General features: G+C 68.9%; 12 protein-coding genes. 7 read left to right on the top strand and 5 right to left on the bottom strand.

Annotated features, from left to right (window positions below; genetic code table 11):
* The first annotated feature begins 3 nt into the window (after positions 1 to 3).
* On the top strand, positions 4 to 1,320 hold the full coding sequence (locus JL11_RS10215) for a hypothetical protein (RefSeq protein ID WP_054765580.1): 1,317 nt from the start codon (positions 4 to 6) through the stop codon (positions 1,318 to 1,320).
* A 4-nt stretch (positions 1,321 to 1,324) separates the two neighbouring features.
* Here the strand turns inward: JL11_RS10215 and JL11_RS17510 are convergent, their stop codons facing one another.
* The 4 genes from JL11_RS17510 to tpiA all read right to left on the bottom strand — a co-directional run bounded on the left by JL11_RS17510 (position 1,325) and on the right by tpiA (position 4,633).
* Complete coding sequence (locus JL11_RS17510) at positions 1,325 to 1,507, bottom strand: hypothetical protein (RefSeq protein ID WP_152950114.1); 183 nt, start codon at positions 1,505 to 1,507, stop codon at positions 1,325 to 1,327.
* A 75-nt stretch (positions 1,508 to 1,582) separates the two neighbouring features.
* On the bottom strand, positions 1,583 to 3,235 hold the full coding sequence (locus JL11_RS10210; protein WP_054765579.1) for a CTP synthase: 1,653 nt from the start codon (positions 3,233 to 3,235) through the stop codon (positions 1,583 to 1,585).
* Positions 3,236 to 3,355: 120 nt separating this feature from the next.
* Entirely contained in the window at positions 3,356 to 3,775 is a 420-nt protein-coding gene (secG, locus tag JL11_RS10205) for a preprotein translocase subunit SecG (protein ID WP_370513356.1), read from the bottom strand.
* Between the two features lie 108 nt (positions 3,776 to 3,883).
* A complete protein-coding gene (gene tpiA / locus JL11_RS10200) occupies positions 3,884 to 4,633 on the bottom strand; it encodes a triose-phosphate isomerase (RefSeq protein WP_054765577.1) in 750 nt (249 codons plus the stop codon).
* Between the two features lie 138 nt (positions 4,634 to 4,771).
* Here tpiA and JL11_RS10195 point away from each other — a divergent pair, with 138 nt between their 5' ends.
* Positions 4,772 to 6,679, top strand: a complete 1,908-nt coding sequence (locus JL11_RS10195) for a peptidylprolyl isomerase (RefSeq protein ID WP_054765576.1) — start codon at positions 4,772 to 4,774, stop codon at positions 6,677 to 6,679.
* Positions 6,676 to 8,190: an anthranilate synthase component I gene (gene trpE, locus JL11_RS10190; RefSeq protein WP_054765575.1), complete on the top strand. Its 1,515-nt coding sequence runs from the start codon at positions 6,676 to 6,678 to the stop codon at positions 8,188 to 8,190. Before JL11_RS10195 ends, trpE begins: the two co-directional genes overlap by 4 nt.
* Here trpE and JL11_RS10185 read toward each other — a convergent pair.
* On the bottom strand, positions 8,187 to 8,393 hold the full coding sequence (locus JL11_RS10185; RefSeq protein WP_054765574.1) for a hypothetical protein: 207 nt from the start codon (positions 8,391 to 8,393) through the stop codon (positions 8,187 to 8,189). The two genes, trpE and JL11_RS10185, sit on opposite strands and share 4 nt — an antisense overlap.
* Positions 8,394 to 8,480: 87 nt before the next feature.
* On the opposite strand from JL11_RS10185, the gene JL11_RS10180 reads away from it, so the two are divergent.
* The 4 genes from JL11_RS10180 (at position 8,481) to lexA (ending at position 11,741) form a co-directional block, all read left to right on the top strand.
* On the top strand, positions 8,481 to 9,071 hold the full coding sequence (locus JL11_RS10180; RefSeq protein WP_054765573.1) for an anthranilate synthase component II: 591 nt from the start codon (positions 8,481 to 8,483) through the stop codon (positions 9,069 to 9,071).
* Between the two features lie 16 nt (positions 9,072 to 9,087).
* The gene (gene trpD, locus JL11_RS10175) at positions 9,088 to 10,125 is read left to right on the top strand and encodes an anthranilate phosphoribosyltransferase (RefSeq protein ID WP_054765572.1); all 1,038 of its coding nucleotides are present in this window, start codon (positions 9,088 to 9,090) and stop codon (positions 10,123 to 10,125) included.
* The gene (gene trpC, locus JL11_RS10170) at positions 10,122 to 10,916 is read left to right on the top strand and encodes an indole-3-glycerol phosphate synthase TrpC (RefSeq protein WP_054765571.1); all 795 of its coding nucleotides are present in this window, start codon (positions 10,122 to 10,124) and stop codon (positions 10,914 to 10,916) included. Before trpD ends, trpC begins: the two co-directional genes overlap by 4 nt.
* A gap of 123 nt (positions 10,917 to 11,039) precedes the next feature.
* Entirely contained in the window at positions 11,040 to 11,741 is a 702-nt protein-coding gene (gene lexA, locus JL11_RS10165) for a transcriptional repressor LexA (RefSeq protein ID WP_054765570.1), read from the top strand.
* Positions 11,742 to 11,944 lie beyond the last annotated feature (203 nt).

Here is an 11,944-nt window from a genome sequence, read left to right as displayed (position 1 = left end):
ATCATGGCTCCCCATACGCTCGTCGGCGCCCTCGCCGGCGTCTCCCTGCTCGCCCTCGCTCAGGTGGCGACGGCGCAGGACCATTCTCACCACCAGGCGGAGCCGGCCGCCGATCCCCACGCCGGCCACGACATGGCCGACATGGCCCACGCCATGACCAGCCCCTACGGCCCCTGGCCCATGAACCGCGACGCCTCAGGCACCAGCTGGCAACCCGACTCGGGCGAACATGCCGGCATCCACACCGTCCGGGGCGACTGGACGGTGATGACCCACGCCCTGCTGAACCTGACCTACGACACCCAATCCGGCCCGCGCGGCGGCGACAAGACCTTCGTCTCGGGCATGTTGATGACGACGGCTCGCCGTAACCTCGACGACGGTTCGACCCTGAACCTGCGCGCCATGCTCAGCCCCGACCCCCTGATGGGCAAGTCCGGCTATCCCCTGCTGCTGGCCGCCGGCGAAACGGCGAACGGCGTCGATCCCCTGGTGGACCGCCAGCATCCGCACGACTTCTTTATGGAGCTGTCGGCCAGCTATTCGAAACGCCTGTCCGACAAGGACAGCCTGTACGGCTACATCGGCCTGCCCGGCGAACCCGCCTTCGGCCCGCCCGCCTTCATGCACCGGATGAGCGCCATGGACAGTCCCGAGGCGCCCATCACCCACCACTGGCTGGACTCGACCCATATTGTCTTCGGCGTCACCACCCTGGGCTGGGCCCACGACCGGTTCAAGATCGAGACCTCGGCCTTCAAGGGGCGCGAGCCGGACGAGGAACGCTGGGGCATAGATTCGCCGAAACTGGACAGCTGGTCGGTGCGGGCCTCCTGGAACCCGTCGTCCGACTGGTCCCTCCAAGCCTCCTACGCCGAGGTCTCGGCTCCCGAACAGCTCGAGCCTGACGAGGACGAGACCAAATGGTCGGCCAGCGTCCTCCACACCCGCCGCCTGGGCGCGACCGGCTGGTGGTCCTCGACCCTGGCCTGGGGCCGCAAGACCAACAGTCACGATGAATCCAAGGACGGCTGGCTGCTGGAATCCGCCCTCCATCCGAACGACCGCTGGACCGTCTTCGCCCGCGCCGAGCGGATCGAAACGGACGAACTGGTTCCCGGCGACCACGGCGGTCATGGCCCGCTCTATACGGTGGGCAAGGCCTCTCTGGGCGCCGTCCGCGACTGGCGGATCGCCCCGCGCGTCCGCTTCGGCCTCGGCGCCCTCTATGCGATGAACCGCGTGCCGGACGCGCTGGAGCCGATCTACGGCGGCGATCCGGACGGCGGCATGATCTTCATGCGGCTGAAGATCGACTGACGGCTCAGGCCCGCCCGGTTTGCGCCGGGTGGGCCGACGCCGCCGCCAGGCCGCGAACGACCTCATAGCCGATCACGCCGACGCCGAACATGAGCCCAAGGCCCGCGACAATGAGCACCAGGCGGACATGCCGGTGCAGGTAATAGAGCAAGGCGCCGATCATCGACGGTCCATCCTGTCGGATCATCCTAATTCGATCCGTTCCAGGCATTTTATCGCAAAAAGGACGCCAACTGGAATCGCAGGTCCGTGAGCGCCGTTCTCACACCAGCCGGCTCTGCACCACGGCCGCCGCAATGAAGCTGGCGAACAGCGGATGCGGCGCGAAGGGGCGGCTCTTCAGCTCCGGGTGATATTGGACGCCGATGAACCAGGGATGGTCCGGCCGCTCCACTGTTTCGGGCAGGACGCCGTCGGGCGACAGCCCGGCGAAGACCAGACCGGCCTTGGCCTCGATCGCCTCGCGATAGTTGATGTTGACCTCATAGCGATGGCGGTGCCGTTCGCTGATGGTCGTGGTCCCATAGATTTCGGCGATCCGAGACCCTTCGGCCAGGGTCGATTCATAGGCGCCCAGCCGCATGGTGCCGCCCAGGTCGCCGCCCTGCTGGCGCAGGACGCGCTGGTTGCCCTGGGTCCATTCGGTCATCAGACCCACGACCGGCTCGGTCGTAGGCCCGAACTCCGTCGAGGAGGCCTTGGGAAAACCGGCCAAGTTCCGCGCCGCCTCGATCACCGCCATCTGCATGCCGAAACAGATGCCGAAATAGGGGATGTTGCGCTCACGGGCGAACCGCGCCGCCTCGATCTTGCCTTCCGACCCACGCTCGCCGAAGCCGCCGGGCACCAGAACGGCGTGGGCGCCCTGAAGCCGCTCCTCACAGGCTTCCGGATCGCCTTCGAAGGTGTCGGCCTCGACCCAGTCGATATTGACCTTGACGTTGTTCGCGACCCCGCCGTGGTGCAGGGCCTCGATCAGGGACTTATAGGCGTCCTTCAGCACCGTATATTTGCCGACCACGGCGATGGTGACCTCGCCGTCGGGCTGCAGCCGGCGCCGTGCGATCTCCCGCCAGCGCGTCAGATCGGGCTCGGGCGCGTCCTCGATGCCGAAATGGGCCAGGACCTCCTTGTCCAGCCCCTCGCGGTGATAGTCCAGCGGCACGGCGTAGATGTCGGCCGAGTCCATCGCCTGGATCACGCCGCTTTCGCGGACGTTGCAGAACTGGCCGATCTTGCGCTTCTCTTCGGGCGGGATCGGCTGTTCGCAGCGGCACAGCAGGATGTCGGGCTGGATCCCGATCGAGCGCAGCTCCTTGACCGAATGCTGCGTCGGCTTGGTCTTCATCTCACCGGCCGTCTTGATGAAGGGCAAGAGGGTCAGGTGGACGAAACAGCTCTTGCCGCGCGGCAGGTCCTGACCCAGCTGGCGGATGGCTTCGAAGAAGGGCAGGCCCTCGATGTCGCCGACCGTGCCGCCGATCTCAACCAGGACGAAGTCCACGTCCTCGCCCGCATCCGTCAAGGCCGGGGTCAGGCAGAAGGATTTGATCTGGTCGGTGACGTGGGGAATGACCTGGACGGTCGCGCCCAGATAGTCGCCGCGCCGCTCCTTCTCCAGAATGGTCGAATAGATCCGGCCGGTGGTGATGTTGTCGGACTTGGCCGCCGACACGCCGGTGAACCGCTCATAGTGGCCCAGGTCCAGATCGGTCTCGGCGCCGTCGTCGGTCACGAAGACCTCGCCGTGCTGATAGGGGCTCATCGTCCCCGGATCGACGTTCAGATAGGGGTCGAGCTTGCGCAGGCGGACCTTGTAGCCGCGCGCCTGCAAAAGAGCGCCGAGAGCGGCGGAGGCGAGGCCTTTTCCAAGCGAGGAAACCACGCCGCCGGTGATGAACACATAGCGAGCCATGGGCGGACACCTTACTCCATGATTCGCGAACGACGCATGGGCCTCGGCGAATCGAACTGTTGATCAAAAGAAGAAAGCGCGCCCTGCGGCGCGCTTTCGGAACTCTGGGTCGGCGGGGCCTTACTGGGCCGGGGTGGGGGCCGGCTGCTGCGCCGGCGCCGCCGACGGCAGGCTGGCTTCCAGATCGTCCAGCGACGGGGCCGACGGTTGGGCGGGGGCGGCCGGCTGGGCTTGGGCGGGCTGTTGTTGCTGGGGCCGGGGCGTCGTGGCCAGGGAGCCCACGGCGTCGGCGTCGATCACCGAGGTGGAGGCGCGGTCCATATTGCCGACCACGGTCAGGATGATGGTCAGGCCGAACAGCAGGGCGGCCAGAACCCAGGTCACCTTGGTCAGCAGATTGCCCGCGCCGCGCGCGGTCATGAAGCCCGAAGGTCCGCCGCCCATGCCCAGGGCGCCGCCTTCCGAGCGTTGCAGCAGAACGACGCCCGTCAAGGAGACGGCGACCAGGATGATGGCGACGAGCAGGATGGTCTGGAGCATGGCGTCATTCATGTGGGCGCGGAGCTGCGCCGATCAAGCGGCGGCCTCTATCACCGATGCCGCCCAGGGGCAAACCTATAGCCGCGCCCGACCGCCCTGCCGCGTCGTTCAGGCCGCGCGGATGATCGGAAGAAAGTCCTCGGCCCTCAGCGAGGCGCCCCCGACCAGGGCCCCGCCGACCTCCGCCGTCGCCAGAATATCGGCCGCATTGTCCGGCTTGACCGAGCCGCCGTACAGGATCGGGACCCGACGCGCCGCCTCGCCCAGCCGGTCGATCAGGGCGCTGCGGATCGCCGCATGGACCTCGGCGATCTGTTCGAGGCTCGGGGTCAGGCCGCTGCCGATCGCCCAGACCGGCTCATACGCCACCGCAAACGTCCGCTCCGCCAGTCCGTGGGGCAGAGAGCCCGCCACCTGGGCGCTGACGACCGCGACGGCCTGGCCGGCCTGTCTCTGTTCCAGCGTTTCGCCGACGCAGACGATCGGCTCCAGTCCCGCCGCAACGGCGGCCTGAACCTTGTCCGCCACCTGGGCGTCGGTCTCTCCAAAGGCGGCCCGGCGTTCGGAATGGCCCAGGATCACCAGCCCGGCCCCCGCATCCGCCAGCATTTCCGCCGAGATCGAGCCGGTGAAGGCGCCCGACGGCTTGTCATGACAGTCCTGCCCGCCGGTCTCGATCGCGCTTCCGCTCAGAACCGCGCTCATCTGATGAACCAGGGTGGCGGGAGGGCACAGGGCCACGCGGGCCTCGGTCGGCGTGGCGGAGAGGGCGGTCTTCAGCGCCTCGGCTTCGGACAGGGCGGCCGTCAGGCCGTGCATCTTCCAATTGCCGACGATCAACTTCACGGATTGTTTCATCGCCCCTGTCTAGGGGGCGAAAACCGCCGCGCCAAGAGGGGCGCCCCAATCTGGACATCAAGCCGTTCTTGCGGCGGCCCGCCCGGGCCGACTATACGCCGAAGCGAAGCCATCGTCGGCAAGTCTCCGGGTCCACGAATGATCACCGCCTTCCGCGCCTTCTCGCGCTCCAAATGGGCCGCCGCCCTGCTCGTCCTGATCGCGATCAGCTTCGTGATCGTGGGGGCGCGCATGGACGTCTTCGCCAACCTGGGACCGAAACACGTCATCGACGCCGGCGACCGTTCGATGAACGAGGCCGAGTTCTCGGCCGCCTTCGGACGGGTGCGCGAGAACATTCAGCAGCAGGCCGGTCGTCCGGTGACGAACGAGGACCTGATCGCCGAAAACATCCATGTCCGCTTTCTGGAAAGCCAGACCGAACAGCTGGGCTTCCTCAACTGGGCGTGGAAGGCGGGCATCCGCCCCGGCAAGGAGTTGATCGTCAAACAGATCCGCCAGATCCCGGCCTTCTTCAACTCGGTCACGGGCCAGTTCGACCAGAAGGCCTATGAGAGCGCCCTGGCCCAGCAGAACCTGACCCCCGCAATGCTGGAACAGGACCTGCGCGACCAGTATGCGACCGAACATTTCAACGCCGCCGTCTTCGCCGGCGCCCGTGCGCCCCGGATCTACGGCGCCCTGTTGGCCGGCGCCGCCTTCGAGAGCCGCGACGGCCGCTGGTTCGAAATCACCCCGGCCATGGCCGGCGACATCCCCGCCCCGACCGACGCCCAGTTGAACGCCTTCATCCAGGAGAACGCCGCCCGGCTGCGCGCGCCGGAGTTCCGCATGGCCTCCGTCGTCCTGTTCTCGCCGGAGCCCGGCGCCGCCCCGGCCGTGTCGGAAGAGCGGATCCGCGAGCGGTTCGAATTCAAGAAGGACAGCCTGGGCAAGCCCGAGACACGCACCTTCGTCACCCTGACGGCGCCCAGCCGCGACGCGGCCCAGAAGATCGCCGCCGCCCTGCGCGCCGGTCAGTCGCCCGCAGACGTCGGCCGCGCCAACAGCATCCAGCCGGCCGAGTTCAACGCCACGCCTCGCTCCGCCGTCGGCGACGCCGCCACGGCCGCGGCCGTGTTCGGCCTTCAGCCCGGCCAGGTGTCGGACCCGGTCCAGGCGGGCGTCGGCTTCGCCGTCGCCAAGCTGACGGCGGTCCAGCCCGGTCAGCCCGCCAGCCTCGAGGGTTCGCGCGAGCAGATCATTCAGGAACTGCGCGCCGAGGACATCAAGGGCCAGACCTACGCCAAGGTCGAAAAGTACGAAACCGCCCGAACCGCCGGCAAGAGCCTGGCCGACGCCGCGCGTGAAGCCGGGGCGCGGATCGTCGACCTGCCCCCCTTCACCCAGGACGGCAAACTGCCGAACGGCCAGCCGCTGAACGCCCCGCCGCAGCTGTTCGAAACGGCCTGGTCCCTGACCAAGGGCGGCGAGAGCGATGTGGTGGACGCCGGCCAGGGCCAGTATTTCGCGGTCCGGCTGAACGACATCCGTCCCTCGGCCCTGCCGACCCTGGCCGAGGTGCGCGAGCCCCTGGCCGCCCAGTGGAGACAGCGTGAGATTTCGCGTCGCCTCGCCGCCAAGGCCGAGGAGCTGGCCGGTCGCGTGCGCCAAGGCCAGGACATCGCCGCCGTGGCCCGTTCCGTCAACGCCCCCCTGACCGTCCGCACCGGCGTCGTCCGTGATCAGGCCACCCAGGAGGCCCTGGGTCAGGGCGTGCTGCAAGGTCTGTTCGGCCAGTCCAAGGGCCAGGTCTTCTCCCAACCGGGACAGGGCGGCGTCCTGATCGGCCGGGTCGATGACATCCACGCCGCCAATCCAGCGGTCGCCGGTCCGCTCGCCGAACAGGCCCGCCCGCGCATCACCCAGGAGATCGTCCAGGCCATGGTTCAGACCGAGATGGCGGCGGCGGCCAAACGCTCCAAGGCCAAGCATGACGTCGGCCTGGCGCGTCAGGCCCTGGGCCTGTCGGCCGAACCGACCGCGCCCGCCGCTCCGGCGCAATGACGCAGGCGGACAGCGGGCCCGATTTCGACGCCTTCGCCGCCGGCCTCTCGGCCGGTCGGCCCCAGGTGATCGTGCGTCGGGTGATCGACGACCTGGAGACCCCGGTTTCGGCCTATCTGAAGCTGGGGCTCCACCGGCCTTACGCCTGCTTGCTGGAATCGGTCGAGGGCGGCGCCGTCAAGGGCCGCTATTCGATCCTGACCCTGGACCCGGACGTGGTCTGGCGCTGTCGGTCGAACGCGGCGGAACTGGCGCGCGGTCCAGCCGTCGCCGAAGGCCGCTTCATTCCCGAGCCCCTGCCCACGCTTCAGTCGCTGCGCGCCCTGATCGCCGCCTCCAAGTTCGACCTGCCCGACGGTCTGCCGCCGATGGCGGCCGGCCTGTTCGGCGTCTTCGGCTATGACATGGTGCGCCTGCTCGAGCCGCTGGGCGAACCCAATCCCGACCCGCTGAACCTGCCCGATGCGGTCCTGACCCGACCGTCGCTGGTGGCGATCTTCGATTCCGTCGGCCAGGAGATCATCCTGGTCTCCGCCGCCTATCCCGACACGGGCGGCGACGCGCGGCAAGCCTTCGACGCCGCCGTCGCCAGGCTGGACGCTTTCGAGACGGGCCTGCGCGAGCCCTTGCCGGTGCGCGCCGCGCCGCAGCCCACGCCCGCCCCGACCTTCGCCTCGCCCGTGGACGAGGCCGGTTTCGGCCAGATGGTGGCCCGGGCCAAGGACTATATCGCCGCCGGCGACATCTTTCAGGTCGTGCTCAGCCACCGTTTCTCGGCGCCCTGGACCGAAGATTCGTTCGCCTTCTACCGCTCCCTGCGTCGCCAGAACCCGTCGCCCTATCTCTTCTATCTGAACTTCGAAGGCTTCCAGCTGGCCGGGTCCAGCCCGGAGATCCTGGTCCGGCTGAAGGACGGCCAGGTCACCATTCGACCGCTGGCGGGCACCCGGATGCGCGGCGCCACGCCCGAGGCGGACAAGGCTTTGGAGGCCGAACTGCTGGCCGATCCCAAGGAGCGGGCCGAACATCTGATGCTGCTGGACCTGGGCCGCAACGACGTCGGCCGCGTCGCCGCGCCGGGCACGGTCGAGGTGACCGAAAGCTTCGTCGTCGAACGCTACAGCCAGGTCATGCACATCGTCTCCAATGTGCGCGGCAAGGCCGATCCGAAACTGGACGCCGTCGACACCCTGCTGGCGGCCCTTCCCGCCGGCACCCTGTCGGGCGCGCCCAAGGTCCGGGCGATGGAGATCATCGACGAGCTGGAAGCCGAAAAGCGCGGCGTCGGCTACGGCGGCGGCGTCGGCTATATCTCGGCCGGGGGCGAGGCGGACATCTGCATCACCCTGCGCACCGCCCTGTTTGCTGATGATCAGATCTTCGTCCAGGCCGGCGCCGGCGTGGTCGCCGACAGCGATCCTGCGGCCGAATACGCCGAGACCCGGCACAAGGCCCGCGCCCCCATGCGGGCCGCCGAGGAGGCCTGGCGTTTCCGCACCGGCAATCGCTAGGGCGCGTAGGTCGCCGGGGGTTCGTCGAATCGGACGCCCGGCCCCAGCACCACGACACCGGCCATGACCACGGCGGCCGTGGCGGCCAGGGCGGCGGCGCCCAGGGCCGCATAGGGGCTGATCGGCTTGGGTTCGGCCACGACCAGCTTCGCCTTTGCAGCGGCGATCTTGTCGGCGATCTCTTGTTCGGCAGCGAGTTTCACCCCTCCACCTGCCCCCATGACCGTTAAGATGCGCTTTAGCGACGCATATGCTTGGCGCGGACGCCTGTCACGCCTAGAAGCCTGATCATGATCCTCGTCGTCGATAACTACGACAGCTTTACCTACAACCTCGTCCACTACCTCGCGGAGTTGGGCGCGCCGACCCATGTGGTGCGCAACGACGACCTGACGGCGGACGAGGCCTGGGCGCTGAACCCCGCCGCCGTCCTGCTGTCCCCCGGCCCCTGCGCGCCGGACCAGGCGGGCGTCTGCCTGCCTCTAATCGAGAGCGCGCCGCCCTCCATGCCCATCCTGGGCGTCTGCCTGGGTCACCAGGCCATAGGCCAGGCCTTCGGCGGCGACGTGATCCGCGCCAAGACCCTGATGCACGGCAAGACCTCGCCGATCCATCACGACGGCAAGAGCGTCTTCACCGGCCTGCCCTCGCCCTTCACCGCCACCCGCTATCATTCCCTGGCCGTGAAGCGCGAAACCCTGCCCGACTGTCTCGAGGTGACCGCCTGGACCGCCGACGGCGAGATCATGGGGCTCCAGCACCGCAGCCGCCCGATCCATGGCGTTCAGTTCCATCCGGAATCCATCGCCACTGAACATGGCCACGACATGCTGGCCAACTTCCTTCAGATCGCCGGCGTGAAGCGCCTCGCGGCCGCCTGATCATGGCCGCCTGACCATGGCCGATGGTTTCAAGCCGATCCTCGCCCGACTGGTCGAGGGCCACCCCCTGACGTCCGAACAGGCGCACGACTTCTTCGCCGCCTGCCTGCGCGGCGAACCGACCCCGTCCCAGGTCGCGGCCGCCGTGACCGCCCTGCGCATTCGGGGGGAGACCGTGGACGAGATCGCCGCCTTCGCCCAGGCCATGCGCGAGGCCGCCCTGACGCTGGATCATCCCTACGAGGTGATCGACACCTGCGGCACCGGCGGCGACGGCCAGCACACCTACAACATCTCCACGGCCGCCGCCCTGGTCCTGGCCGGCGCGGGCCTGAAGGTCGCCAAGCACGGCAACCGGGCCATGTCCTCGAAATCCGGCTCGTCCGACGTCCTGTCGATCCTGGGCGTCAATCTGGCCGCCAGCCCGGCCCAGCAGCGCAAGGCGCTGGACGAGGCCAGCATCTGCTTCCTGTTCGCCCCCGCCTATCACGGCGCCATGCGCCATGTAGGCCCCGTCCGGGCCGAGATCGGTTTCCGCACCGTCTTCAATCTGCTGGGCCCCCTGTCCAACCCGGCCCAGGCGAAACGCCAGGTCATGGGCGTCTATGACCCCCGCCTGCTCGAGCCCCTGGTCGAGGTGCTGGGCCGGCTGGGCGCGACCCGCGCTTGGACCGTCCATGGCCAGGGCCTGGACGAACTGGCGACCTCCGGCCCGACCGAAGTGGCGGAGTGGAAGGACGGCGCCGTCCGTCGCTTCCAGGTCACGCCCGAGGACGCCGGCCTGCCCCGCGCCTCCATCGACGCCATCCGCGGCGGCGACGCCGAGGAGAACGCCGCCGCCCTTCGCGCCCTGCTGGCGGGCCAGACCGGCCCTTACCGCGACATCGTCCTGCTGAACGCCGCCGCCGCCCTCGTGGTCGCGGATCGGGCGGCGGACCTGTCGGAAGGCGCCGCCCTCGCCGCCGCCGCCGTCGACGACGGCCGGGCCGCCCAGGCCCTGGAGCGGCTGGCCCGCATCACCTCGACCCCGCTGGAGACGGAGGACGCCCCATGACCGACGTTCTGGACCGTATCGCCGCCTACAAGCGCGAGGACGTCGCCGCCCGCAAGGCCGCGACCTCTCAGGACGCGATCGAGACCCTGGCCCAGGCCGCCTCGGCCCCGCGCGGCTTCCGCGCCGCCCTGGATCGAACGGTCGAGGACACCGGCCGCCCCGCCCTGATCGCCGAGATCAAGAAGGCCAGCCCGTCCAAGGGGTTGATCCGTCCCGACTTCGATCCCCCGGCCCTCGCCAAGGCCTATGAGGCCGGCGGCGCGTCCTGCCTCTCGGTCCTGACCGACGGCCCCAGCTTCCAGGGCGACGACGCCTATCTGGGCCAGGCCCGTGCGGCGACCGCCCTGCCCTGCCTGCGCAAGGACTTCCTGGTCGATCCCTGGCAGGTCGCCGAGAGCCGGGCGCTCGGCGCCGACTGCATCCTGATCATCCTGGCCATGATCGACGATCGGCTGGCCGCCGAACTGCTGGCCGAGGCCGAGCGTTTCGGCATGGACGCCCTGATCGAAACCCACGACGAGGCCGAAATGGCGCGCGCCTGCGCTCTCGGGGGCGATCTGGTGGGGATCAACAACCGGTCGCTGCGAACGTTCGAAGTCGACCTGGAAACGACCGAACGCCTGGCGATGCTCAGCCCCGTGCGCGCCCTCCTGGTCGCCGAGAGCGGCATCTTCACCCCCGACGACGTCGCGCGCGTCTCCGCCGCCCACGCCCAGGCCATTCTGGTCGGCGAGAGCCTGATGCGTCAGGCCGACGTCGAGGAAGCGACGCGCAAGCTGCTGGCCGCTTGATTCAACTCGACGCGCGTGGTGAAGCGACGCCGTTAAGTTGACATTAGGAAGGAACACTTACAGAACATCGTCAATGTTCACGGCCCGTTCCGATTCGTCGGTCGGGCGCATGAGGGGCCGGCGATGCTCACGCGCAAACAGCACGAACTGCTGATGTTCATCCACGAACGGATTCAGGAGACCGGCGTCTCCCCCTCGTTCGACGAGATGAAGGAGGCGCTGGATCTGGCGTCCAAGTCGGGCATTCACCGGCTGATCACGGCGCTGGAGGAGCGCGGCTTCATCCGCCGCCTCGCCCACCGCGCCCGCGCCCTGGAAGTGACCAAACTGCCTGAACAGGCCACAGCCGGCGCTCCGCGCGGCCGGGCCGGGTTCAAGCCCGATGTCATCGAAGGCGGCGGCGGCGCGCGTCCCGTCGCTGCGGCCTCAGCCGCCAACGACACCCGCGAACTGCCGCTCTTGGGCAAGATCGCCGCCGGCACCCCCATAGCCGCCATCCAGCACGAACAGGAGCGGCTGCCGGTGCCGGAATCCATGCTGGGCAAGGGCGATCACTACATCCTCGAAATCGAGGGCGACTCCATGATCGAGGCCGGCATTCTGAACGGCGACCTGGTGGTCATCCGGCGCGGCGACACCGCCAACAACGGCGAGATCGTCGTGGCCCTGGTCGAGGGCGAAGAGGCCACGCTGAAGCGTCTGCGCCGCAAGGGCGGCTCCATCGCCCTGGAGCCCGCCAACCGCAACTATGAGACCCGCATCTTCGGTCCCGACCAGGTGGAGGTTCAGGGCAAGCTGGTCGGCCTCATGCGCCGCTATCACTGACAGCCGGATCCGGCCGGCGCGCCCAGGGTCGATCTCCGCGCACGTGGCCGTCCACACCGCCTTCCAGCGGTCCGCTCCGTCGCGCCACAGCTCCACCGCCCCGCCGCGTGCGAAATCCGCCCCGTCCAGAACCAGCCGCCCGTCGCATGAGGGCGGCAGGGCGTGAACCACCGCCCGCACGCTGACGACCGGGGCCGCAAGGC

It is taken from the genome of Brevundimonas sp. DS20 (assembly GCF_001310255.1).
Classification (GTDB): Bacteria; Pseudomonadota; Alphaproteobacteria; order Caulobacterales; family Caulobacteraceae; genus Brevundimonas; species Brevundimonas aurantiaca.
Note: the sequence above shows the minus strand (reverse complement) of the source record. Positions and strands in the feature narration are given on the sequence as shown.